This is a genomic window from Lacrimispora sp. BS-2 (genome assembly GCF_040207125.1).
Classification (GTDB): Bacteria; Bacillota; Clostridia; order Lachnospirales; family Lachnospiraceae; genus Lacrimispora.
The window spans coordinates 1,971,692-1,996,569 of sequence record NZ_CP157940.1; the positions used below are offsets into that span (position 1 = coordinate 1,971,692).

The 24,878-nt window shown below is 44.3% G+C and carries 25 protein-coding genes; 7 read left to right on the forward strand and 18 right to left on the reverse strand.

Translation table 11 applies throughout. From position 1 onward, the window contains the following. Positions 1-105: 105 nt before the first annotated feature. The 5 genes from pyrE to ABFV83_RS09390 are packed head-to-tail and all read right to left on the reverse strand — an operon-like array spanning position 106 to position 4,133. The gene (gene pyrE / locus ABFV83_RS09370) at positions 106-783 is read right to left on the reverse strand and encodes an orotate phosphoribosyltransferase (protein ID WP_349948598.1); all 678 of its coding nucleotides are present in this window, start codon (positions 781-783) and stop codon (positions 106-108) included. A gap of 32 nt (positions 784-815) precedes the next feature. Beyond that, positions 816-1,718 (reverse strand): dihydroorotate dehydrogenase, encoded by a 903-nt coding sequence (locus tag ABFV83_RS09375; RefSeq protein WP_349948599.1) that lies wholly within the window; start codon positions 1,716-1,718, stop codon positions 816-818. Continuing rightward, positions 1,719-2,495 carry a dihydroorotate dehydrogenase electron transfer subunit gene (locus ABFV83_RS09380; protein ID WP_349948600.1) on the reverse strand — a complete coding sequence of 259 codons (777 nt, stop codon included), beginning with the start codon at positions 2,493-2,495 and terminating at the stop codon, positions 1,719-1,721. 9 nt (positions 2,496-2,504) lie between these two features. Further along, positions 2,505-3,422: an orotidine-5'-phosphate decarboxylase gene (pyrF, locus tag ABFV83_RS09385; protein WP_349948601.1), complete on the reverse strand. Its 918-nt coding sequence runs from the start codon at positions 3,420-3,422 to the stop codon at positions 2,505-2,507. A gap of 54 nt (positions 3,423-3,476) precedes the next feature. Beyond that, complete coding sequence (locus ABFV83_RS09390; protein WP_349948602.1) at positions 3,477-4,133, reverse strand: YkgJ family cysteine cluster protein; 657 nt, start codon at positions 4,131-4,133, stop codon at positions 3,477-3,479. Positions 4,134-4,398: 265 nt separating this feature from the next. On the opposite strand from ABFV83_RS09390, the gene ABFV83_RS09395 reads away from it, so the two are divergent. Continuing rightward, entirely contained in the window at positions 4,399-4,812 is a 414-nt protein-coding gene (locus tag ABFV83_RS09395) for an Hsp20/alpha crystallin family protein (RefSeq protein ID WP_349948603.1), read from the forward strand. 89 nt (positions 4,813-4,901) lie between these two features. Here the strand turns inward: ABFV83_RS09395 and ABFV83_RS09400 are convergent, their stop codons facing one another. After that, complete coding sequence (locus ABFV83_RS09400) at positions 4,902-5,675, reverse strand: nitroreductase family protein (protein WP_349948604.1); 774 nt, start codon at positions 5,673-5,675, stop codon at positions 4,902-4,904. A gap of 34 nt (positions 5,676-5,709) precedes the next feature. Beyond that, on the reverse strand, positions 5,710-7,494 hold the full coding sequence (pepF, locus tag ABFV83_RS09405) for an oligoendopeptidase F (protein WP_349948605.1): 1,785 nt from the start codon (positions 7,492-7,494) through the stop codon (positions 5,710-5,712). A gap of 331 nt (positions 7,495-7,825) precedes the next feature. Here pepF and ABFV83_RS09410 point away from each other — a divergent pair, with 331 nt between their 5' ends. Beyond that, complete coding sequence (locus ABFV83_RS09410) at positions 7,826-8,590, forward strand: GNAT family N-acetyltransferase (RefSeq protein WP_349948606.1); 765 nt, start codon at positions 7,826-7,828, stop codon at positions 8,588-8,590. Positions 8,591-8,593: 3 nt separating this feature from the next. Here the strand turns inward: ABFV83_RS09410 and ABFV83_RS09415 are convergent, their stop codons facing one another. Continuing rightward, positions 8,594-9,229: a GNAT family N-acetyltransferase gene (locus ABFV83_RS09415; RefSeq protein ID WP_349948607.1), complete on the reverse strand. Its 636-nt coding sequence runs from the start codon at positions 9,227-9,229 to the stop codon at positions 8,594-8,596. Positions 9,230-9,400: 171 nt separating this feature from the next. Between ABFV83_RS09415 and ABFV83_RS09420 the strand changes: the two genes are divergently transcribed. Next, positions 9,401-10,180 carry a PocR ligand-binding domain-containing protein gene (locus ABFV83_RS09420; protein ID WP_349948608.1) on the forward strand — a complete coding sequence of 260 codons (780 nt, stop codon included), beginning with the start codon at positions 9,401-9,403 and terminating at the stop codon, positions 10,178-10,180. A gap of 65 nt (positions 10,181-10,245) precedes the next feature. On the opposite strand, the gene ABFV83_RS09425 is transcribed toward ABFV83_RS09420, so the two are convergent. From ABFV83_RS09425 to ABFV83_RS09450, 6 genes are all read right to left on the reverse strand, one after another. Next, on the reverse strand, positions 10,246-10,974 hold the full coding sequence (locus ABFV83_RS09425) for a YebC/PmpR family DNA-binding transcriptional regulator (RefSeq protein WP_349948609.1): 729 nt from the start codon (positions 10,972-10,974) through the stop codon (positions 10,246-10,248). 238 nt (positions 10,975-11,212) lie between these two features. Next, complete coding sequence (locus tag ABFV83_RS09430) at positions 11,213-12,607, reverse strand: hemolysin family protein (protein ID WP_349948610.1); 1,395 nt, start codon at positions 12,605-12,607, stop codon at positions 11,213-11,215. A gap of 108 nt (positions 12,608-12,715) precedes the next feature. Further along, positions 12,716-13,063, reverse strand: coding sequence for a type II toxin-antitoxin system PemK/MazF family toxin (locus ABFV83_RS09435; RefSeq protein WP_054740115.1), 348 nt, complete (start codon positions 13,061-13,063; stop codon positions 12,716-12,718). Positions 13,064-13,190: 127 nt separating this feature from the next. Then, a complete protein-coding gene (gene alr, locus ABFV83_RS09440; protein WP_349948905.1) occupies positions 13,191-14,378 on the reverse strand; it encodes an alanine racemase in 1,188 nt (395 codons plus the stop codon). Positions 14,379-14,389: 11 nt separating this feature from the next. Further along, positions 14,390-15,898, reverse strand: a complete 1,509-nt coding sequence (locus ABFV83_RS09445; RefSeq protein WP_349948611.1) for an NAD(P)H-hydrate dehydratase — start codon at positions 15,896-15,898, stop codon at positions 14,390-14,392. A 77-nt stretch (positions 15,899-15,975) separates the two neighbouring features. Next, complete coding sequence (locus ABFV83_RS09450; RefSeq protein ID WP_054740111.1) at positions 15,976-16,650, reverse strand: redox-sensing transcriptional repressor Rex; 675 nt, start codon at positions 16,648-16,650, stop codon at positions 15,976-15,978. A gap of 256 nt (positions 16,651-16,906) precedes the next feature. Between ABFV83_RS09450 and abc-f the strand changes: the two genes are divergently transcribed. Next, complete coding sequence (gene abc-f / locus ABFV83_RS09455) at positions 16,907-18,820, forward strand: ribosomal protection-like ABC-F family protein (RefSeq protein ID WP_349948612.1); 1,914 nt, start codon at positions 16,907-16,909, stop codon at positions 18,818-18,820. Positions 18,821-18,954: 134 nt separating this feature from the next. Here the strand turns inward: abc-f and ABFV83_RS09460 are convergent, their stop codons facing one another. Then, positions 18,955-19,281, reverse strand: coding sequence for a branched-chain amino acid transporter permease (locus ABFV83_RS09460; RefSeq protein ID WP_349948906.1), 327 nt, complete (start codon positions 19,279-19,281; stop codon positions 18,955-18,957). Between the two features lie 2 nt (positions 19,282-19,283). Then, complete coding sequence (locus ABFV83_RS09465) at positions 19,284-19,997, reverse strand: AzlC family ABC transporter permease (RefSeq protein ID WP_349948613.1); 714 nt, start codon at positions 19,995-19,997, stop codon at positions 19,284-19,286. Between the two features lie 159 nt (positions 19,998-20,156). Between ABFV83_RS09465 and ABFV83_RS09470 the strand changes: the two genes are divergently transcribed. Beyond that, on the forward strand, positions 20,157-21,554 hold the full coding sequence (locus ABFV83_RS09470) for a PLP-dependent aminotransferase family protein (protein WP_349948614.1): 1,398 nt from the start codon (positions 20,157-20,159) through the stop codon (positions 21,552-21,554). Between the two features lie 123 nt (positions 21,555-21,677). Here the strand turns inward: ABFV83_RS09470 and ABFV83_RS09475 are convergent, their stop codons facing one another. Further along, positions 21,678-22,754, reverse strand: coding sequence for a cell wall-binding protein (locus tag ABFV83_RS09475; protein ID WP_349948615.1), 1,077 nt, complete (start codon positions 22,752-22,754; stop codon positions 21,678-21,680). A gap of 179 nt (positions 22,755-22,933) precedes the next feature. Here ABFV83_RS09475 and ABFV83_RS09480 point away from each other — a divergent pair, with 179 nt between their 5' ends. After that, on the forward strand, positions 22,934-23,167 hold the full coding sequence (locus tag ABFV83_RS09480) for a hypothetical protein (protein ID WP_349948616.1): 234 nt from the start codon (positions 22,934-22,936) through the stop codon (positions 23,165-23,167). A gap of 145 nt (positions 23,168-23,312) precedes the next feature. Here the strand turns inward: ABFV83_RS09480 and ABFV83_RS09485 are convergent, their stop codons facing one another. Further along, positions 23,313-23,489 (reverse strand): MerR family DNA-binding transcriptional regulator, encoded by a 177-nt coding sequence (locus tag ABFV83_RS09485; RefSeq protein WP_349948617.1) that lies wholly within the window; start codon positions 23,487-23,489, stop codon positions 23,313-23,315. Between the two features lie 264 nt (positions 23,490-23,753). Between ABFV83_RS09485 and ABFV83_RS09490 the strand changes: the two genes are divergently transcribed. Then, positions 23,754-24,734, forward strand: a complete 981-nt coding sequence (locus ABFV83_RS09490) for an arginine deiminase family protein (protein WP_349948618.1) — start codon at positions 23,754-23,756, stop codon at positions 24,732-24,734. The last annotated feature ends 144 nt before the right edge of the window (positions 24,735-24,878 follow it).

The following is a 24,878-nucleotide window of genomic DNA, read 5'->3' on the forward strand; positions in this document are numbered from 1 at the left end:
GTTTCCTTATTCCTGCCCATGCTTCTTGGGCATAAAGGGATACCCGCAGGGTATTTCCTTATTCCCGCCCACGCGTTTCGGGCATAAAGGTGTCCCTGAAAGGGATTATTTTACGCCATAGATTTCGTAATAAGCGTCAATGGCCTCTTTTATACCATCATCAATAATAACTTTTCCATTATACTCCCTGTTATGCAGATATTCAATGACTTCTGCCATGGAAACGATGGCTGCTGCTTTAAATCCATACTTCTCCTGGATTTCATCCAAAGCTCCCTTGTCCCCTTTTCCCTTTTCCATGCGGTTTAAGGAAACCATAAGGCCTAAAATCTCCACATCTCCCTGGGCCTTGATAATGGGGAAAGTCTCTTCAATGGATTTTCCGGAGGTCGTTACATCCTCTATAATCACCACCCGGTCTCCATCCTTTATGGGGCTTCCGAGGAGGATACCTGCATCACCGCCATGATCCTTCTCCTCTTTTCTGTTTGAACAGTACTTGATTTCCTTTCCGTACAGCTCATGAAAAGCGATGGCAGTTGCTACGCTTAAGGGGATACCCTTATAAGCCGGCCCAAACAGAACATCAAAATCATCCCCAAAATTATCGTGGATGGCCTTTGCATAGTATTCTCCCAGTTTTTTTAGCTGCGCTCCTGTCACATAGGAACCTGCATTCATAAAAAATGGGGACTTTCTTCCACTTTTCAGTGTGAAGTCGCCAAATTTAAGGACATTGCTGTCTACCATAAATTCAATAAATTCCTGCTTATACTGTTCCATTTTTTTATCCTCTCTATCCAAAATAGTGCCTCTTACCGTACAGCTCCAATCAGTTCCCTGATATCCTCTACATGATATTTCTTCATATAATCCTCTATGCCCTTAACTACCTCTTCCGCAGCATAAGGATTCCGGAAATTGGCTGTTCCCACGGAAACAGCCGTAGCCCCTGCAAGAATAAATTCCATGGCATCCTCAGCATTCATGATTCCGCCCATGCCGATTATAGGAAGCTTCACCGCATTGGCAGCCTGATATACCATGCGCACTGCAATGGGCTTAATAGCAGGGCCTGACAATCCTCCCGTTTTATTGGCGACAGCAAAGGTGCGGCGGTTAATATCGATTTTCATACCGGTCAAGGTGTTAATGAGGGAGAGCACATCTGCGCCTCCGGCCTCAGCCGCCTTTGCCATTACCCCAATATCCGTCACGTTGGGGCTCAGCTTCATGATGACCGGCTGCTTTGCATACCTTTTAACTTCCCTTGTTATGGCTTCAACCGCTTTGGGATCCTGCCCAAAGGCGATTCCTCCCTCTTTTACATTGGGGCAGGAAATGTTGATCTCCAGCATATCCACCGGCTCATCTGCCAGCCGCTCCACAACTTCAATATAATCTTCTGTGGTCTTTCCGCACACATTGACAATGATTTTCGTATCATACTTCTTTAAAAACGGAATATCTCTCTTAATAAAAACTTCCATTCCAGGATTCTGAAGGCCGATGGCATTGATCATGCCTCCGTAGGTTTCCGCGATTCTGGGTGTCGGGTTACCGGGCCACGGCACATTAGCCACACCTTTTGTAACCACCGCGCCCAAATGATTTAAATCAATCATCTCGCTGTATTCCTCACCGGAACCAAAGGTGCCGGAAGCAGTCATAACCGGATTCTTAAGCTCCACTCCGGCCAGATTTACTTTCGTATTCATCTAAAATTCTACCTCCTCAGCCTTAAATACCGGACCATCCTTGCAGATACGCTTATTGTGAACCATGGAATGCTCGTCCACTGACTTGCTTTTGCATACGCAGGCAAGACAGGCTCCAATGCCGCAGGCCATCTTTTCCTCCAGGGAAAGATAACATTCCATTTCATTTTCAAAGGCATAGGCCTTAAGAGCCTTTAGCATGGGAGTAGGACCGCAGGCAAAAATCACATCGCCCTTTAAGCCGTTTTCCCGGATGGCATCTAAAACATTACCCTTAGTTCCGGTGCTTCCGTCCTCTGTGGCAATATAAGTATCTCCATATGGGTGAAATTCTTCATTTAAAAACAGGGCATCCCGGTATCCAAGCACCACCTGTTTCTCGCAGGGCAAATGCTTTGCCAGCTCCAGCATGGGAGGAATTCCAATTCCGCCGCCGATCAAAAATGCCTTTTTCCCTTTTCCGCCGGCTTCAAGGGGAAATCCATTGCCAAGAGGTCCCATGACCTCAACGGAATCACCTTCCCTGTAATGGGAGAACTCTTCCGTTCCTTCCCCCACAACCCGGTACACCAGCCGTAAAAGCCCCTTCTTCTTATCAGTCTCACAAATACTGATGGGGCGGGGCAAAAGCTTTGCCCCATCCTTTGTATATAGGTCAACAAACTGTCCCGGTTCTGCCTGGGCAGCGATTTCCTCTGTCTTAATCCACATGCTGTATACATCATCTCCGAGCCGTGTCTGGCTGGCAACCACTGCAATTTCCTTTACCTTTGCCATGCGATCCCCCTATAATACCCTGTTGATATCGGAAACCATATCAATAACCGCCTGTCTGGAGGCTTCACCGAAATGCTCTCCGCCAAACCGGGCGTAGCTTTCAGATTTATAGGCTGCAATAATTCCCCTGGAGGAATTTACAATAGCTCCCAGGCCGTCCTCGTTAAAGCAGGGCTTTAAATCCTCTGCCGTTCCTCCCTGGGCGCCGTATCCTGGCACCAGGAAATAGGTGTTTGGCATCAGCCTGCGGAGAATCCTGCTCATCTCCGGGTAGGTGGCCCCCACAACAGCTCCCACATTGCTGTAAGTGCCATCCATGCATTCTGCTCCCCATTCCACGACCTTTTCTGCAACCAGTTCATACAGCGGCCTTCCGTCAATCAGCTGATCCTGGAATTCACCGCTGGAAGGATTGGAGGTTTTCACAAGAACGAAAAGGCCCTTGTCTTCTTCCCTGCATACATCCACAAAGGGCTTCACGCCATCGGTCCCCAAATATGGATTGACCGTAAGGAAATCTGTACCGAAAGCAGAAAAGCTTTGGTTTCCAATCTTCACCTTACCGATGTGCGCAGTAGCATAAGCGGCTGATGTGGAACCAATATCTCCTCTCTTAGCATCTCCAATGACGAAAAGCCCCTTTTCCTGGCAATAGTTCACAGTCTTTGTATACGCTTTCAGGCCTTCGATGCCAAACTGTTCGTACATGGCAATCTGAGGCTTAACGGATGGAATCAGATCATATACATGATCAATAATTTCTTTATTGAACTGCCAAATAGCTTCCGCAGCACCTTCTAAGGTTTCACCGAATTCTTCAAATGCCTTCTTTGTAACATGCTCTGGTATATAGTTTAACATGGGGTCCAAACCTACACAGATTGGGGCCTTTGTTTTTTGAATTTTGTTTATTAACTGCCTGATCATAGCTTCCTCCTTGGATCTCTTCGCCCTTATTTTTCTCTATTCTTACCAATTCTATCATAAGAAAGAACTGGCTTCAAGCCTTTTGCCAAACTGATCGAAAAAATCCTGGTCCCTGTCATAGGGCGTAAGATAAAACTGCTTTAAAACATACATGCTGATCTTATTTGCCAACGCCTGATCCCCATCTTCTTCCATTTTCCTTTCCAGCCGTTTTAAAAAGAAATGCCAGTCTGACACGTATTTCTCATACCGCTTTGCATCAGGGGTATCAATCCATTTACGCACCTTGACCTTTGCCCTGTTTTCCCTTCTGCACTCATGCACCTGGAGAAAATATTGAAACCCCTGTTCATCATAGATCCGCCCCAATGGGAACAGACGGCAGATTCCAGGGCGGAAGCTATGAATCCCGCATCGCCCTTCCTGGTTTAAAAAACCGCACCTTTCCTCTTTTCCTCCCATTTTTAAGTTAGGCAGTACGATTCCATCCACCACATTTAGTTCCAGCTTATCTGCAAGCAGTGCCTCCAGGGTACAACGGAGATTTTCCGTCAGCCGGAAACAGTCAAGGGGATCCAGGATAACCGACTGCCCCATCCCCTGACAGCAGGCAAAACAGCCCTTGCAATCGCCGCAATCAGCCTTTACCATATCGTTTAAGCCGTATAATTTTCCATCTGAGATCTCTTTCCAATCGATTTCCCGTTTCATGAATAATATTCCTCAACTTTCTTTTTAACAAACATGGATATTCTACCATTTCCGGCCAATACATTCAATGACAGATTAATTTGTTTGTAAAAGTCAACACTTGTTTATGTGAAACCGTAAATTCAGGACTTCACAGAATTTTTACAAACTAATTAGCACTCACCTCTTGACAGTGCTGATAACGTGTGTTATATTACATGTATAACAAATAGAAATGCACCGGGTAGCCGGTGACAAATATATTACCAAAAAGGAGGAATCTTTTATGTTATTAACCAAAAGAAATAACTTATTTGATGAATTTTTCAATGATCCATTTTTTACGGATGCATATCATGACAGGCAGTCCCTGATGAAAACCGACATTGAAGACAAGGGAAACGACTATGTCATTGAAATCGAGCTTCCTGGCTATAAAAAAGAAGAAGTGCGAGCCGAATTAAAAGAAGGATATCTGACTATTTACGCGGAAACTGTTTCCGAAAATGAAGTAAAAAATCAGAAAAACTTTATCCGCAGAGAGCGTTACAGCGGTGCTGTAAAAAGAAGCTTTTATGTGGGTTCCGGCCTGAAACAGGAAGATGTCAGGGCATCCTTTGAAAACGGCATCCTGAAGCTGGTTGTTCCAAAAGAAACTCCTAAGCAGATCGAGGAAAATCACTATATTACCATTGAGTAAAATACCTTGAAAAATACGGAATAAATAAAAAGGGAAGACCCCCATTTTCAGGGTCTTCCCTTTCTTTCTGTACCAGCAGATCGATCTTATCAGCCTTTATACTCTTTCAAAAATGCCGTAGTTACATATGCCCCACTTTTATAAGACTTTTTCTCCATGGTTTCCTCTGCTTCCAGCTTAACATTCATCCACATTTCTTCTGCAGCAATAGTCAAATGAGCAAGCATGATCCCCATGCAGATTCCCCGCATGGACACAAAAGAAGATGACGGCAGGAATTCCCTGCAGGAAAATACATAGATTTTATCACGATAAACAATAAAACGCCAGGGCTGGGTATTCATGGCCGACGGAGCAAGGCGGACAGCCTTTAATATATTCTTTAAGGATTCTCCTGCTTCTTCCTTAAACACGCATAATTCCTTTAAAGGAAGCCGTTTCGCCGTTGCAGGATCACGGTAAAGCAGGGTTTTGGGATATCCAAAGGCAACTACGATTACCTGCTTTAACCCTGGCGGAGCGGACTCCGGAACCTTGGTGTTCCCCAGATAACAGGTACCAAGCCCTTTTCCTGTCATATATAAAAGAACATGCTCCAGCACATATCCTGCGTTTGCCAGATATCCCTCCTTCTCCTCGGAGTAAAACACCAGATAATAAGGAGCCTCCACCTTCCACAGTCCCTTAACAGGCAAATGCTCTTCCATATTTTCACTTATTCCCAGCTTAATCTGAATATCCCCGTACAGCCTTGGTATATTTTCCCCAAAATAAAGAATGTCCTTTAACAGCTGTTCCGGGACTTCTTCTTTCTTAAATTTTCTGATCGATCTTCTTTTAAATATCATCTGATACAGATTCATACCTGCTCCCCTCTCCTCTATCCGGCAACCGGACTTAAATAAGCCGGCTCATTTCTTCCAAAAGCCCGGCAAATACCTGGAGTGCGTCCTTTACCGGTTCAGCCGTCCCCATGTCAACGCCGCACAGCTTTAATAAGCCTATGGGAGTCATGGAATTTCCGCCGCTTAAAAATTCATAATATCCCTTGAGCGCATTCTCATCCCCCTCAAGAATCCTGCTGCTGATGGCGATGGCAGCCGAAAACCCTGTGGCATACTGGTATACGTAAAACGGTGTATAAAAATGCGGGATTCTGGACCATTCGTAATCGATTTCCTGATCAACCACCATGTCCGGGCCAAAATACTCCTCATTCAGCCTGTGATATATTTTACAAAGGACCGACCCAGTGAGCACCTCTCCTTCCCCTGCCAGACGATGAGTCTCTGCTTCAAACTCCGCAAACATTGCCTGCCGGAAAAGCGTCCCACGGAAACTGTCCATAAAATGATTCACAAGGTAAGCCCGTTCCTTTTTATCTGACGTGGTTTCCAATAGATGACGGATAAGCAGCGCTTCATTGCAGGTAGAAGCTACCTCCGCCACAAAAATCTTATATCCTGCGTCAACATAGGTCTGGTTTTTATCGGAAAACCAGCTATGGAGGGCATGCCCCATCTCATGGGCCAGAGTAAATACGCTGTCAAGAGTTCCATTAAAGTTTAAGAGCACATAGGGATGGCTTCCGTAAACTCCCCAGGAATAAGCGCCGCTCCGCTTTCCTTCATTTTCATACACATCAATCCACCGGTTGCTGAAGCCTTCTCTTAAAAGAGACAAGTATTCCTCTCCCAGGGGCTTAAGGCCCTCCAGCACCATGACCTTGGCTTCCTCAAAGGTGATTTTACGTTCTTCCCTTGAAACCATTGGTACATAAAGGTCATACATATGCAGTTCATCTACCCCAAGAGCCTTCTTTCTGATGGATACATATCCATGAAGGTTTGGCAGCCCCTCATGAACCGCTTTTATAAGATTATCATACACTTCCTCCGGAATCTCATTCTCCCCAAGAGAATGGGCTCTGGCAGAGGAATAATTTCTTGCCTTGGCGTAAAAGGCCGCCTGCTTCACATTGGAAGAAAAAGTAGCAGCCAGGGTATTGTTAAACTGGCCATAGACGCTGTACAAAGCCTCAAACGCGGACTTTCTCACCCTTCTGTCCTGTTTTTCCATAAGGGCAACATAATTTCCATGGGTTATCCTGACCGGCTGATTTTTTTCATCCATTATTTCAGGAAATTTTACATCCGCATTGTTAAACATATTAAAGATCTCGGAAGGGGCGGATGTGGCTTCCATGGATTTTGCCAGCAGGGCTTCCATAGGGGCTGATAACGTATGGGCCTTCTTCTTTAAAATAATCTCAAAGGTCCTGTCATAACGTTTAAGCTCCGGCGTGTATTTCCGGTAGCTGTCAAGGGTTTCCTCCGGTATTTCCAGGATTTCCGGTATCAAAAATGATGACAGCTCAGCCGCCTCATAGGAAAGGGACCTTGCCCTGGAGGCAAATTCCTGATATCTGGCATTGCCCGTATCTTCGTCGGATTTCTGCTTTCCGTATACGAATAATGTTTCTATCTTCAGGGATACCTCTTCATCAAACTTCAGACAGGAAAAAAGCACCTCGCCAGAATCTGCCAGATGTCCTTCATAACTTTTATAACCTGAAAGCGAGCGTTCTGTTTCACGGAACAGATCCTCCCATGCACTCTCAGACGGCAGGATGTCCGCCAGGTTCCAGGTATCGCAAACCGGTATTTCTTCTCTCTTTTTCAAATAAATCCCTCCAACTCCTTCACTTGTGTTTATTCTATCACCCAAATTTCAAAGAGACAATCAGCAATATGGAAAATATTTTATTGAATTTTGACATTTTTTTATTGTATTATATTATCGGAAGCCAAAAACGCTTCCGATAATCGGATGGGCGGTCTAAAAGACAGCCCTTTATCTTCACTTGCCTTGCAGGCTCAGATAACCTATATTATGAAAACAAAAAGATGTTTTCATAATCGGATGGACGGGGCACAGAACGCCCCTTTTATCTTCACTTGCGCTGCAGGTTCAGATAACCTATACTATACGAAAACGAACCAGGAGTCCAGCCATGAATATAATACGAACGAAAACCCCCAGCAAAACGCAAATCAGCGACTTACACCGCCTGCAGGAAACCTGCAGAAAACATGACCATATTTCTCTCACCTTTCCGATGGATGAGGACTGTATCTTTTACTTATTATACGACGAAGCCAGCCTCTTATCCGCCCTTTCCACTTTTTTTAATGATAACGGGGACTATGAATGCTGCGCTTTTACCCTTCCGCCAAACAGGCAGAAAGGTTATTTCATGATGCTTCTGGAAGAACTGCTGAAGAAAACGGACGACAGTGATCTGGTCTTCCCTGTGGAGGAGATCTGTGAGGATACTGTCCAAACCCTTCATGCCATAGGAGCCTCCCTTTGGTATCAGGAGCATTTAATGGCACTTTCTGCTTCCTCTTCTTTGAAAACCGGTCTGGTTAAAGACAACCGTTTTTCTCCGTCTCTTACGCTATCTATGGCTTCTGATGAAGAAGGACCTTCCCTGTGTACGTTTCTGATAAAGGACAACCCCGTGGGCTCCTGTTATCTGGATTTCAGGGGACAGAGCGTCTATTTTTACGGGTTTGAAATTACGGAAAATTTACGGAACCAGGGGCTTGGCAGCGCCTGCCTTTATCTGCTTTTGGAAACCTGCTTTTCCCGGCCTGGCTCTGAAAAACTGAAAAAGCTTTCTCTTCAGGTATCCGGCCAAAATGCCCCAGCCATGGCATTATACAAAAAAGCAGGCTTTCAAATTACGGAAAGCCTGTCCTATTATATATACTAAGCATTATTTTATTTCCCGGACCATGCAGTATTGTTTTAAATGAAAACGCTTTTCCACAATACTGAAGACCTTGAAGCCGAAATGTTCATAAAACTGTACATTACTTTCATTGTGTGTTTCCAGGGAAATCATGAGCTTATTCTTGTCTGCGTAGTCAATGGCTTCCCTTAACAGGAGAGAGGATATTCCATGATGCTGCACAGCAGGACGCACAGCCAGATAAATGATGTGCAGCCGTTTCTCCTGGTCAAGCCGTTCCGTCCAGCTTGAATTCAAATAATCCCTTCCCTGGAGAAAATTCCAGAATGTTTTTAAAGAAGGATTTTCCTTGATCAGATAGCCGTCCGTCTTTAAAAGGGCGGCTGCTTCTGCCAGATAGTAATGAAAGGCATTGTAAGGCTGGGATTCATCATCCACCACAAGGATCCCGTTAATTTCCGGGCTGTCGGCATATATTTCACAAGTTTCTAAAAATTCCTCAATATCACATTCAAATAATTCCGGGAGCAGACGGCTCCTTGTGTTTCCGTCAGGGATCAGGCTGCAATAAAGCGGATCTCCGGCAAAGCATTCTGTCAGCAGTTCCTTTAATTTTTCCACATCTTCTTTTTTTACCCGGTACAATCGGTCGCTATCCATAATCTTAATCCTCTTCCATTTCCTTTTAACACCGTACCACTTTTATGGCGTACATTCATTTCTTTTCATCTTTTGCTCCATTACTTGCTTGTAATTCCCTCTCCAATATTATATAATATTATATATAAAAGTTGTATAGCACTTTACTACAGAAAGGGCGGCAAAAAGAGTATGATTGACATCAAAAAATTCATTGATCTAAATGCTTTGCAAAAAATTCAGAATCAATTTTCCGACTCCACCGGCCTGGCAGCCATTGTGATAGACGCAGAAGGCAATTACATAACAAAGGGGAGTAATTATTCTGATTTTTGTATGAAGTACACCAGAGGGAGCCAGGAAGGTCTCCAACGGTGCCAAAAGTGCGATGCGGAAGGAAGCGGGGCCTATTTCTGCCATGCAGGGCTTATGGACTTTTCCACCGACATCATCATTAACGGTGAAAAAGTAGGCGCTGTCATAGGTGGACAAGTACTCCCCAAAGAACCTGAGGAAGAAAAATTCCGAAGCATTGCAAGAGAGATCGGCGTAAACGAAGATTCTTACGTGAATGCGCTTAAAAAGATTCCGGTCCGGTCCGAGCACATGATCCAGGCTTCCGCCCAAATGCTGGGAAACATTGTAAACCAGCTGGTCAATCTTGAATATATTAAAGCCCTTACACAAAAAAGAAACAACGTTCTTGATTCCGAAATAGGAAATATCCAAAGATCCTTAAGCGAAGTGACAAATAAAACCCGTGATCTCCAAAATGTTGCCTCCATGGAAAATATCCTCTCCATCAACGCCTCCATTGAAGCCGCCAGGGCTGGAGAAGCAGGGGTAGGCTTTGCCGTGGTTGCCAGAGAGTTTGGAGATATATCAAAAAGCTCCGGAGCTGTCTATCATAGGATCCATGAGCTTGTTGGAGAAATCGAAAAATCCGTAAGGAATTTAACGGAAATCGACTAAAATATAAAAAGTGAGGAAAGCCTGCTAAAAGCTTTTCCTCACTTTTTTATTATTGTGTATAAACTTTATTCTTCCCAGTTATGGTAAGTGGCCTGTACGTCATCTTCCACATCCAGAAGATCCAAAATCCGGTTCATCTTCTTAATGGACTCTTCATCCGTCAGTTCCACCCATGTCTGAGGAATCATGGTAACATCTGCTTCCACCATGGGAACGCCTGCCGCCTCCAATGCCTCACGCACTCCGCTGAATTCCTCTGGTCCGGTAATTACTTCAAAACTGTCCTCTTCCTCAGAAAAATCTTCGGCACCTGCTTCCAGGGAAATCAGCATCAGCTCATCAGGATCCATTTCACATTCTTCTTTATCAATGATGATCTGGCCTTTTCTATCAAACATAAAGGACACACAGCCGGGAGTTCCCACATTGCCGCCGCCTTTGGTAAATGCGTTTCTTACGTTTGCTGCAGTCCGGTTCTTATTGTCTGTCAGCGTATCTACGATGATTGCAACCCCGTTAGGGCCGTATCCTTCGTATGTAATGGTTTCATAATTAACAGAACCTGCATCGCCGGCTGCTTTTTTAATACCGCGGTCAATGGTATCGTTGGGCATATTATTGGCCTTCGCCTTTGCGATAATATCACGGAGCTTGCTATTGTTTGCAGGGTCTGGTCCGCCTTCTTTCACCGCTACCGCCAATTCTCTTCCAATGACAGTGAAAACCTTGCCTTTTGCAGCATCGTTTTTCTCTTTTTTGTGTTTAATATTCGCGAACTTTGAATGTCCTGACATTGTTTCCAACACTCCTTTTCTTTCTCTATTTCGTCCTTATAATTTGTCAAGCGGATATTCGCAATCCGCTTCGCTACTTGCTCATAACCGAATAGCAGCTGTCGCTGCTTGTCAGTTAAAAAGTCAACATCTTTTTTATTTTAGCACTATTTTTATTATCTTGCAAGAAAATAATGCACAGCCGCCGATTCCCCTTTTTACCTGGGAACAAATAGCAGCTGTGCAGGTTTTACATTTTTTACTCCGGAGCTTCCTCATAGACCTCCATTTTCTTAAGGCCCGTATCCTCCTGCTTCTCTTCCGGTTCCTCTTTCCGGACCCGGATGGTATGAATGATCTTATTTTCCACACGAAGGATTTTGAAACAATATCCCAGAATGGATACCTCCGTCTCTTCCCCTTCCTGGGGAATCCGGTCCAGCCTGGAAATCAGCAGACCGTTTATGGTATCATAGGAGTCATAATCCTCCTCGTCAAATTCAATGTTCAAGGCCCTTTCCACTTCTTCCAGGGGAGTCATGCCGCTCACTACATAGGAACCGTCGTCCGAGGGAACAATGTATTCTTCATCCACATCATATTCATCCATGATATTGCCCACGATTTCTTCCAGAATATCTTCCATTGTCACAATACCCGCCGTCTGCCCATATTCATCCACTACGATTACCATATGGATCTTTCTGGACTGCATTTCCTTAAACAGGGTATCAATGTTCCTGGTTTCCGGAATGAAATGAGCCTCTCTGAGAAGTCCCTCGATCTCCCACAACTGACGGGACGCATTCCTTTTATTTTCTACGGCTATAAGAGCATCCTTCATATGAAGGATCCCGATAATATCATCCACATCCTTTTTATAAATCGGATAACGGGAATTAAATCCCTCTTTCAATATAAAATTCACAGCCTCCCGAAGAGTGATCTCGCCATCCAAAGCGACAAGATTCTTTCGGTGGGTCATAATATCCCCGGCTTCCTTATCATTCAGTTCAAAGATGTTTGTAATCATCTCTGCTTCTCTGGCCTCTAAAACGCCTTGTTCATGGCCTTCATTCACCATGGACATGATGTCCTCTTCCGTAACGTTTTCATTATCTGATGCCATATCAATACCCAGCAGCTTTAAGACAAAGTAAGCCACCACATTTGCCAGCCAGGTAAAAGGGATAACAGGTATCATAATGATGGATACTGCAGGCAGCATCCGATACCCCCATTTTTCAGGGTTTTTTGCCGCACATCGTTTTGGAATAATGATGCCAAAGCTGATCAAAAGTACGACCAGCAGGACGGAAACCAGCAGCAGGCTGATAAGGGATATCCATTGGCTGGCATAAGCCCCGTCTCTTGTCAGGACAGTCTCTAACCTTGCTCCCAGCTGCTCCAAAACAAAAGCCCCGGTTACCATACCGATTAAATTTGTGGTGATCTGGATAGTATTTACAAACCTTGTCGGCCTGTTTACAATATGTAACAGCTGACCGGCCTTTTTACTACCCTCCTCCATCTGATGCTCCAGTTCGCCTGTATTCACGTTTTGGATTGCTGCTCCAAATCCATAGAATATTGCGTCCAGCACGATAAAAGCAATAAAAATAATCACGCGTATAAGCGGATTGCCATCGTCCATTCTAAAAATCTACTCCTTTTGTCCATTATCATTCGTATTTTTTCTTGTAACTAATTAGAAATATATCATTTTCTCAGTAATCCGTCAAGGAAGTTCGATTCCGGTGAACTATGTATCCAGTTCCAGGCTCACCCTTAATGCACAGTCCACTTCCTGCTGTAGCTCTTCGTCAATATGACAGATTTTTTCCTTCAGTCTCTGTTTATCAATGGTGCGAAGCTGTTCTAAAAGAATTACCGAATCCTTAATCATATCGCACTTTTTGGTATCCAGCTCCACATGGGTGGGAAGCTTCGCCTTATTCATTCTTGATGTAATTGCTGCACAGATTACGGTAGGGCTGTGCTTATTGCCTATGTCGTTCTGTATAATAAGAACCGGACGGATCCCGCCCTGCTCAGAGCCGACCACCGGTCTTAGGTCTGCATAATAAATGTCTCCACGTCTGATTATCACACTCTCACACTCCGTCAATTATTTAGGAATCTTACCTAAGTCTAGTATTGACCTTCTTTGACTCGAGTATTCACTTAAGTTTTTCCGCCGCATACCTTATCATATGTTTTGGACATGGAGTATGTTATCAGCCCTTGCAAAACCCTTCGTAACAATCACCAAAATAATCTTTCATACCAATGACCCGGCCGTTTTCCATATAGACCCGGGGGACCCGTTTGCCCATATGGCAGACAATTTCATAATGAAAGCCCCCACCGGCCCTGGCAAGGTCTTCTACCGTAATCTCTTCCGTTCCCTGCCTGCCGATCAAAACCACCTCATCCTCTTCTTCTGCGGCCTTTATTCCAGTCACATCCACCATGAACTGGTCCATGCACACACGCCCTAATATCCTGGCACGCTGTCCCCTTATAAGCACTTCCCCTTTTCCGGAAAGATTCCTTGGATAGCCGTCCCCATATCCTACGGGAATCGTGGCGATTGTCATCTCCCGGTCAGAGGTAAAGGTCCCCCCATAGCTTACGGAAGTTCCAGGCTCAATTTTTTTCACGTAAGAAATAAAGCTTTTCAATTCCATTGCCGGTTTAAGTCTTACCGTGTCCCTGTCAACCTCTCCTGACGGATAAATGCCGTAAATGGATATCCCGGCCCGCACCGCATGAAAGTTGGCATGCTGTATATCCAGGATTCCGGCACTGTTAGAGCAGTGAAGGACAGGGATCTCCACCCCCCGGTCAGAAAGCATGGTCACGAATTTCTGATACCTTTCCATCTGTTTATCTGTGGCTGTCTTATCCCTTTCATCTGCCTTTGCAAAATGAGTGAACAGCCCTTCCACTTCAATTCCAGGAAGGCCGCAGATTTTTACTGCTTCCTCTGCAGCTTCCTCTGTGACAGGATATCCGATCCTGCTCATACCCGTATCCAGCGCCAGATGTACCACTGCCTTTTTCCCCGCTTTTTCCGCCAAAGCAGAAAGACGCTCTGCCCGTTTAAGCTGAAATATGGAGGAGCTGATTCCATATTCCACTAAAAGGCCGTATCCATCATATGGCACAACTCCCAGAACCAGAATAGGCTTTCTGATCCCGTGTTTTCTTAAAATCACACCTTCTTCCACGGTGGCCACCGCATATCCCCACACATAGGAATCTATGGCCCAGGCTACCGGAACCGCTCCGTGGCCGTATCCGTCAGATTTTACTACGCCGATCATCCTGGTCCCTTCCTTAAGATTCGCCTTCATGGCCTCCATATTGTGCCGGATAGCATCTAAATCAATTGTTTCATAAACTCTGCTGTATAATTTCATCATTTTGACCTCTACCGTATCGAATGTATTTCTTCCGCCAGTTCCCTGGCAAGAAGGCTGTGATCTCCCTGTTTCTCTTTTACCGTATCTCCTGCACGGCCATGAAGCCATACGCCGTAAGCCGCTGCATCCGACTCTTCCAGACCCAGAGCTAAAAGCCCGGCTATGATCCCGGTCAGCACATCTCCTGCCCCGGCTTTTGCCATGGCGCTGTTGCCGCTTCCATTGATATAGGTCCTCTGGTCTTTTAATGCCCCAATGGTCACCGCATCCTTTAACACGCAGGTGATGCCGAACCGGTCCGCGTATTCCCTGGCCGCAGCAATCAGTTGTTTTTGTATTGTTTTTAAGTCGCTTCCCGTAAGCCTTGCCATCTCTCCCAAATGAGGAGTTACAATAATATTTTCCGTAAAATAGCTTGTCAGCTCCGGGTTTGAAGCTATCGTATTCAGCCCGTCTGCATCCAGAACAATTGGAACATAGGCATTGGCAAGGACTTCTTCCACCAGATTCCTTACATAGCCTTCCTGCCCAAGCCCCGGTCCCAGAACAATGGCGGTAGCCCACTCACACTGTTTTACCAGCAGCTTTTTAAATTCATCTGTCCCTGCTTCTGCTTCCCCTACATCATAGGTGGTAATGATTGCTTCCGGAAGTCCTGCTTGAAGGATGGTCCGGTTTTCCTCCACAGTAAAAATTTTCACCAGGCCGGCCCCTGTCCTGTAAGCGGCCAGAGCGCTTAAATAAGCCGCCCCGCTCATGTTTTTAGCCCCTGCCACCACAAGAACTTTTCCAAAGCTGCCTTTATTGGAATAGGCCGGGCGCTTTGGAAGCTGTTCCTCATCTCCCGGATCCAGAGTGAAATATTCTGTATTAAGGCGTTCTAAGCTCTCCCCCGGAAAACCGATGTCAGCAACAAGCACCCTTCCGCCGTATTCCTTTCCCGGATACAGCATGGTCCCCAGCTTTTCATAGCCAAATGTAACGGTTACGTCCGCCTTTAAAGCAATCCCCATGATCTGTCCCGTATCGGAATGAATACCCGAAGGAATATCCACTGCCACCGTAAACTTCGGCCTGCATTGGAGTACTGTCTCCATGATTTCCCGATACCTGCCAAGAATCTCCCGGTCCAGCCCCACGCCGAAAAATGCGTCAATGAGAATATCGCAGGTACCTGGTATGAGATCAGATATTTCTGCCAGATTGACGCCTGTATGGTTTGCTATAGAAACCTGGGTCAAATATTCGCTGCTTCCCTTTTCCCCTCCGGCCGCCAATAGAGCAGATACCGTATATCCTTTTAAATGCAGCATTCTGGCCGCCGCGACTCCATCCGCTCCGTTATTCCCGTTTCCGCATAAGACCAATATCCGGTCCGTCTTCTGTCCAAGCTTTATCACTTCTTCTGTAACCGCCAGGGCAGCCCGTTCCATAAGCACCAGAGAGGGAATCCCTATATTCTCTATGGTGTAGCGGTCCACCTGCTTCATCTGTCCTCCTGTTACCAGATATCTCATATATTCCCTCCTTGAACTCTGTCTATAGAAAAACTACCGGCAGCGAAGAGATTTCCCTTCGCCTGCCGGCAGGTATGTTACTCCAGTTCTTCAGATTGTCTGTTTCTTTCTTCCTCGGTTTTATCCTGCATATTGCAGACCCGGTAGGATAACCGCATCAGGCTTTCCGATAGGTGGACATTTTCTACAACCACATCCTCCGGTACGCTTAAATCCGTATGGGCAAAATTCCAGATCGCTTTGATCCCTGCCTTCACAAGGCGGTCTGCTATCTCCGGCGCCTTTGTCTTTGGAATGGTCAGCGCCGCAATCTGGACATCATTATCTTTCACGAACTGCTCCAGATCATCTACGCTGCGGATTTCTATCCCACGGACCACAAGGCCGATCAGGCGTGGATTGATATCAAACATACCTTTGATGAGAAAACCCCGTTTTTCAAAATTCGCATAATTAGCAATTGCCTGTCCTAAATTTCCAGCGCCTATGATAACGATATTATGCTGCCTGTCTATTCCCAGTATCTTCCCGATCTCTGCATATAAGTATTTTACATTATAGCCATAGCCCTGCTGGCCGAATCCGCCGAAATTATTCAAATCCTGACGGATTTGAGAAGCGGTCACTTTCATTCGTACACTTAGGTCATTAGAGGAAATACGTTCCACTCCATCCTCCATTAATTCACCCAGATACCGATAATATCTCGGAAGCCTGGTAATCACTGCTTTGGAAATTTCTTTCTCTGACACTTCTTCACCTTCTTTAACTTAGAATCAAACTAACATTATTATAACTGCATGACAAAATAATGTCAAACGGGTTTTATCATTGTATCCTTGAAAAAAGAAAGGACCTATATTATACTATTTCTATTGCCCTACATTCATATAGTAGGATAATACCCTACGGGTATATTTATACACGCTGAAAAACAAGCAGGAAAGAGGAAACACCCTATGGGTATCCCTTTATGCCATAAAACAAGCAGGAAAGAGGAAATGAAACATGATTCTGTCATGCAATAACATAAGCAAAGCATTTGGAAGCAACCAGGTGATCAAACATGCTTCCTTTCACATAGAAGACCATGAAAAAGCCGCCATTGTGGGGATCAACGGAGCCGGGAAATCCACTCTTTTAAAGATCATCATCGGAGAGCTTCCTACCGACGAAGGAGATGTGATCGTTTCCAAGGGTAAATCCATCGGCTACCTGGCACAGCACCAGGATTTATCCGGAGACCGTACCGTTTATGAGGAAGTCCTGGAAACCAAGCGTCCTGTCATGGAAATGGAAGCAAGGATCCGACAGCTGGAAGTGGATATGAAGCACGCCACAGGAGAAGAACTGGAAGCCATGCTCACCGCCTACAGCCGCCTCAACCACGAATTTGAGCTGTTAAATGGCTACGCCTATCAAAGTGAAGTAACAGGAGTACTAAAAGGACTTGGTTTTACGGAAGAGGAGTTTCATAAGCCTGTCATGGCATTATCCGGCGGCCAGAAAACCAGGGTATCCTTAGGCCGGCTCCTTCTCACCAGGCCGGACATCATTCTCCTTGACGAGCCTACCAACCACCTGGATATGGAATCCATTGCATGGCTGGAAGGATATCTGATCAATTACGACGGCAGCGTTATCATCGTTGCCCATGACCGCTATTTTCTTGACCGTGTGGTCACAAAGATCATGGAACTGGATAACGGCCTTATGACCGTATATCAGGGAAATTACACCGATTACAGCGGAAAGCGGGCCATGATCCGGGATGCCCAGATGAAAGCGTATTTAAACCAGCAGCAGGAAATCAGACATCAGGAAGAAGTCATTGCCAAATTAAAGTCTTTTAACCGGGAAAAATCCATTAAACGGGCGGAAAGCCGGGAAAAGATGCTGGATAAAATCGAAGTTCTGGAAAGACCATCAGAAATAAACGACGAGATGAAGATCCGTCTGGAACCCAATATCATCAGCGGAAACGACGTTCTCACCGTTCGCGGCCTAGGAAAAGCCTTCCCTCAGAACCAGCTTTTTGATAACGTCAGCTTTGAAATCAAACGAGGGGAACGGGTAGCAATCATCGGCGGCAACGGAACCGGAAAAACTACCATTCTTAAAATATTAAACGGTATTTTAGAACCGGATGAAGGGGAGATTTCCTTAGGCTCCAAGGTACATATCGGCTATTATGACCAGGAACATCAGGTGCTGAATATGGAAAAGACCTTATTCGATGAACTGCAGGATACTTACCCTTCCATGAACAATACCCAGATCCGGAACATCCTGGCTGCTTTTCTGTTTACCGGAGACGATGTGTTCAAGCGGGTAAAAGACTTAAGCGGCGGCGAACGGGGCCGGGTATCCCTGGCAAAGCTGATGCTTTCCGAAGCCAACTTTCTCATTCTGGACGAGCCTACCAACCATTTGGATATTACCTCAAAAGAAATTTTAGAGGATGCCCTGGTAGGTTATACGGGAACCATTCTGTACGTGTCTCACGACCGTTATTTCATCAATAAAACCGCTACCAGGATCCTGGATTTAACCAATCAGACCCTGGTCAATTACATCGGCAATTATGACTACTATCTGGAAAAGAAAGAAATCATGACCAGCCTCTATGCTGCCCCTCTTTCTGCAAAGGCTGTTCCCCAGGAAGAGGTCTCCGAGACCAAGCTGGACTGGAAGGCGCAAAAGGAAGAACAGGCCCGCCTTCGCAAACGCCAGAATGATTTAAAGAAAACCGAGGATGAGATCCATCAATTAGAAACCAGAGACGGAGAAATTGACGAGCTGCTTGGTAAGGAAGAAATTTTTACCGATGTATCAAAGCTGATGGAGCTTAATAACGAGAAGGAAACCATCCGGCAGCGGCTGGAAGAGCTGTATGAGCTGTGGGAAGAACTGGCAGAATAAATAACATTTAATAAAACCGATCTACAAGGCCTCCAATAAAGGTATTTACAAAAATCATAGTTGTTTCGCACGAAGCCAAACGATGATTGATAAATGTATGTAATCTTTATTGGAGGCCATATTATATGCTCATCTTAAAATACAAGCTGTACCATCAGCATATAGACAATGGTTCCTCCGGCAATGGAAAGCAGCATTTTCCTTTTCCAAAAGTGAAGTCCTGTTACGATTGCTATGGCGATCAGTTCAGGGATCCCGTTATCTCCGGAAAGGATATTTATATCCTTTAAGCAATAGATGACCAGCATCCCGAGAACTGCCGGTGGAAGTACCTTTCCAAGATACTGAATAAATTCTGGTGCCGGCTTATCCGATGGAAAAAGAAGAAATGGTAAAAATCTCGTGATAACTGTTCCCAATACCACAATAGCGATGGTAATAATCTGTTGACCCAGTGTCATAGTCATTGAAATCCACCTGCTTTCTCCAAAGGCCTTCTCAGTAAAGTAAGAGCGCCAAATATAGTACACATTGACGGAATGATAAAATTTGTGCCTCTAATTAAGAGCAGGCAAAGAAGTGATAAACCTAATCCTAAAAGTGAACTGTAATGAGTTTTTTCCTTCATCCATTGTTCAAGAAAAATCACCACAAACAGTGCGGTCATCACAAAATTAAGTCCTGTGGTATCGAAATGAATCAATGAGCCGAACAAGCCGCCGATTGTTGCACCTACGACCCAATATATATGATTTAACAGCGTAACAAAGATCATAAACCAGCCTCTGTCTACATCCGCAGGAATGTCCGCCGTGCAGTTAATGGAAAAGGATTCGTCACACAATCCAAAAATCAGATATATCTTTTTCAGCCCCGGCAAGTTGTAATTATCCAGCATGGACAATCCGTAAAACAGATGTCTGGCATTTATCATCAGTGTAAGCGCAAGTGCCTTAAAAGGTGAAAAACCACCCAGGAGCCATCCCACTGTCAAAAATTCTACGGAGCCGGCGTAAATGGTCAGGCTCATGATCATCGGGTATATAAAATTAAACCCCGAAACATTCATATAAATTCCATAAGCAAGTCCTAAAAACAAAAAACCTGCCATAATCGGTATTGTCATGGGAAAAGCTGTTTTAAAAGCCTTTCCTATGACTTTTTCTTTTGCATTCATGTTGATCCTCCACTATTGATGTCTAATTGTTTTATATTTATAACATTTTAGCCTATACAATCCATACATTCAATTGTATAATTGTATGCATTACAATATTATGAAAACCAAACGATGTTTACAAGTTCGGATAACTATATGATTGGAGGTGACAGGGCTATGCCTGTCAATTCTTTTTTGGATTACCACATGAGTTGGAAGCCGGAAAAACACCAGCTAAAACGTCCAATTTATCTTTCTCTTGCGGAGAAGCTGGAACAGGATATTAAAAGCGGCTTGCTTGCCCCAGGCACAAAACTGCCCCCACAGAGAGAATTAGCAGACTTTCTGGACATTAATTTTACCACGATCACAAGGGCCTACAGTCTATGTGAGCGGAAAGGCCTGATCTATGCAATAACCGGCAGCGGTACCTTTGTATCACCTAATGCCAAGCTGCCTATCACGATCTCAATGGACAACACGCCAAAAAATTTAATTGAGCTTGGATTCATCGCATCCTTTGAGCAATGTAACAGCATGGTCGTGGAAACCGTTCAGGAGGTATCCAGAAAAAAGTATGTTGAACAGCTATTTGGCTACGATGATCCTACTGGAATGCAGCATCAGAAAATGGCGGGAATTAACTGGATGAAGCCATTTGGCATTGAAGCCGGACCGGAGAACATGGCCATTGTTTCCGGGGCACTAAACGCTTTGGCAATCACCTTATATGCCTTATTTGAACCAGGAGATAAAATCGCAGTGGACACGTTCACTTATTCAAACTTTATAGAACTGGCAAGAACGTTCCAAATACAGCTTATTCCAATATCCGGTGATGAGGAAGGAATGCTGCCGGCAGAGCTTTATAACCAGTGTATTTTAAGTGGAATTGACGGAGTGTTCTTAATGCCTTCCTGCAGTAACCCTACTACCGTTATGATTTCGCAGCAGCGTAAAAAAGAGCTTGCCAAAGTTATACAGAAACAAAACCTGATCCTGATTGAAGATGATGTATATGCATTCCTCTCTGCCGGGCTTATAAAGGATTATGAAGGGTCTATGTACCAGTTTATTCCCGATCAGACCATTTACATCTGCGGCACTTCCAAATCCATTTGTTCCGGCCTGCGAATCGCTTATATGGTATTTGGTGAACAATTCCGTGAAAAGATTTTAAAGGGTATTTTTAATATTAATGTGAAAACCTCTTCCTTTGACGCTGAAATCATAACAGAATTGATTTTAAACGGTACAGCTCACCAGATCGTAAATGAAAAAAAGCGGTTAGCTGAATGCGCAGACAAATTGTACCAGGATCGCTTTTCCAGCCATGGATTAAATGAGCATCCATATAGCTTTCATCGCTGGCTGCCTATCAGCTCAAAGCTGAGCAGCGAGCATCTGGAAGACCGCTTTAAAGAACATGGAATACAGGTCTTTCACTCCGACCGCTTTTTATGCAACACAAGCGAACATAAAACCTTTCTGCGGGTAGCATTATCATCATGCAGCACTCTGGAAGAATTGGAAAATGGTCTGCATATACTAAAAAATGCATTAGAATTTCTATAAATAACCCAAGAAAAAAGAGGGTATCCCAAAAGTCATGAAATGACTTGAGGGATGCCCTCTTTTTCTCTAAGCACATTGTAAGAGAACCCTATTAAGCTGATTTCCTTTTTCTTACACCGGCTTTTATGTATACAATATCCTTTTTAATATTTCCGTCACCCGGGGCGCCTCCTCTTCCATCTCTCCTTTTGTATAGGAGCTACTCACATAAGCCGCAACCAGCTTTCCAAAATAAAACCTCATATCATCAGAAAAATAGTCCGGGATGTACACGAATTCCTCCACCGAATCCCTGCTCATGAGCAGATCCATCCCATCCTGGCTGGCACTGCCATAGCAGCCGGAAGCATAACCGATGTACTCCCCAAAAGCTGCCGTTAAGTCTTCCGGCTGGCATATTTTGATTTTTTTATAATTAGTATCAAGTTTATGGCAAACATAATAAAGGCCGCTTTCTGTCATAGGCGCAGAAAAATACCTTTTTCCGGGATAGTAGATAATCTCCCAGCCCTGAGCATTAAACTTCCTGATCCAATCTCTGGGAATGTTCTTTGTGGCCTCTGTAAAAGCATCCTTCACCTCAGAAGAAACCGATGAGGAGGTTTTCTTTCCATCTATGCTGATATCAAATTCCTTGTTTCTCTGGCCGTTTTCGTCCATGTAGAAAAGGCCTACATACTGGTTGGCGGCCAACTGTCCATTATCAAAGAAATAATACCGCTTTCCCCCCACGTTTTTATAGCCGGAGGAAGCCATCTCCCCCCTTGCGGAAAACCAGTACCAGCTTCCGTCTGCCTCCTGATACCAGCCCTTCTGAGCTATGCCGTCTTCATTAAAATAATGCCATTTCTCTTCCTCGTCGTTGTAACACCAGCCAAGCTGCAGCTCCCCTGTCTCGGAAAAATAGTAGTTCATTCCGCCGATCCTTGTCCAGTCAGAAACCATATATCCTTCATTGTCAAAGTAATACCAATATCCGTTTATCTCTTCCCAACGGGTTTTTCTGAATTCTCCCGCTGCATTGACATATTTCCAGCCGCCCGAATCCTCCTGCCATTGCCAGTCCGATACTGCCGCCTGCTGGCTTTCGGCCTCTCCCTGTACCATCTCTCCCTGTACCATCTCTTCCGCTGCCGCGGAAGTCATCATGCTTCCCAGGGCGAGGATGATACTTGCCGCCGCTATCCATCGTTTCCTCAAGAGTTTTACACTCCTTCCAGGGTCTTCCATATTATAAATAAAATATTACTATATTTCCAGAAAAAAGTACAGGTTTCAAAATTAAAGTTTTTATTAACAATGAAAAGCCCTTCTTTCTATTTTCTCTTTTATAGGCTATAATAATAAAAAACAATGGTTCAGAAAGGGAGGTGATACTTGTGAAATGGAAACGTCCTTTGGCTATGGCCGGAGTGGTGCTCATTCTCTCCATATATGTCATAGCTATAATATCCGCCTTTTCCCATAATCCGGAAGCAAAAAACTGGCTGACGGCCGCTATTTTTTCTTCTGTCGTCCTCCCCATCTTTCTCTATGCCGCCCAACTGGCCGCCCGGGTGATCAGACAGAATAAAAAGGAACCGGACTCGTCCGAAAAAAGCAGAGAACATTAAAATAATAAGAATAGAAAACGCATGCACTCTTTCAGTAATTCTCCAATATGGATGTTTACAAAAATCAGGATTGTTCATCATGGCAGCCAAATGATTCCAGGTAATTTGTAAATAATCTTTATTGGAGATTTTTTTCATAATAATTTCATTCTTCCGTGATATCAAACGTGGAGAATTGCTTCAAAGAATAAAATCGGTAGCCTTTATCATTTACATATTCTGGTTTTAAAATGCCAATGTTATCATAATGAAACAGCGTATATTTGGAGACTCCGCAGGCTTTTGCAAATTCACTGGTTGTAAGATACGGATTATCTGACACTTTTTATTCCTCCTCTTGACTATCGGGTTACCCTATACCTTATAATGTCATGATGCAGGGAAATTGTCAATTATATTCATATCACTGAAATCACTTATATGAACGCACTGTATGCCGTGGGTTTGTGACCGGAAATATTATAATTAACAGAAATGGAACAACAGCCGGTTCACCGGCCGGAATGTTCGGGCCCAGGTAAACTGACAGAGTGCCATGCTACGTTTTATGCAAAATAGAAATTATCATGAAAGGAAACGGTTTTATATGGAAACGAACAAAATAAAAGTAAAAAATGAATTTGCTCCTTTAAAAAAAGTTGTTTTAACGCAATCAGAGTTCATCTATCCCTCCCGGACGGAAGGCTTTCACGATGATGCATTTCTTTCAAAGGAAAGCTTAAGTTTGCTTGAGGGCGTTGATTATGCAGGAAAAAACTACAAAGAGGTCTTCCCGGAGCGTCAGAGAAAATGGGAAAAAGAACGGGAAACTTTAAAAGAAGTCCTAGAAAAGTATGGTGTTGAGGTTGTGCGTCCACGGCTGCTCACTGACTATGAGAAGACAGCCGGCAGAGAGTTTGGTTCCAGTAACTTCTTTGCACGCGATCCTTTCTTTACTGTTGGTCCTTCCATTATTGAAGGATCATTACGTTTCTTCCATCGGAGAAATGAAATTCTGCCAATCAGGAATATCCTTGTTAAAGAAGCCTACAACACAGGGGCTTTCTATGTCTCTGTACCCAGACCAGATATTTCAGAAGGCATTGATGCCCAACAGGGTCCCTTTTTAGAAGGCGGAGATGTTCTGGTTTTAGACAAAACGGTTTTTGTGGGTAATTCCGGATTAGCTTCCAATCATAACGGTTACTTGTGGCTTCAATCATTTTTATCCCATTTTGGCTATGAAGTAGTTGAGGTTCCGCTAAAACAGGATGTACTGCATTTGGATTGCGCATTAAGTCTTGTAAGAGACGGGCTGATGATTGTTTGTGAAGAAGCCTTCCTAAATGGGATTCCAGAATCATTAAAGAATTGGGATAAAATTTCTGTTCCTTATAAAGATATAGCCTATTTGGCGGTAAATGGACTTCCAATCAATGAGTCTACGTATATTTTAGATCCCCAATTTGAATATATTGCAGAAGATCTGAAGAAAAGAGGTATAACAGTGGAGTACATTGATTTCCAGATCTCAAGGAGTTTAGGAGGTTCCTTCCGGTGCAGCACCCAGCCGCTGATAAGAGCATAGCTGCGATTTGCCCATTGCACTAAATTGCAGGGAAGGCGCAAATAAAAGGCCGCAGGATTTTAAAATTTCAAAATCCTGCGGCTTTTCTCAAAAATCCCAAATTCCAATATAGGAAAATCCCATTCATTGTTCTCTGTATTTTCT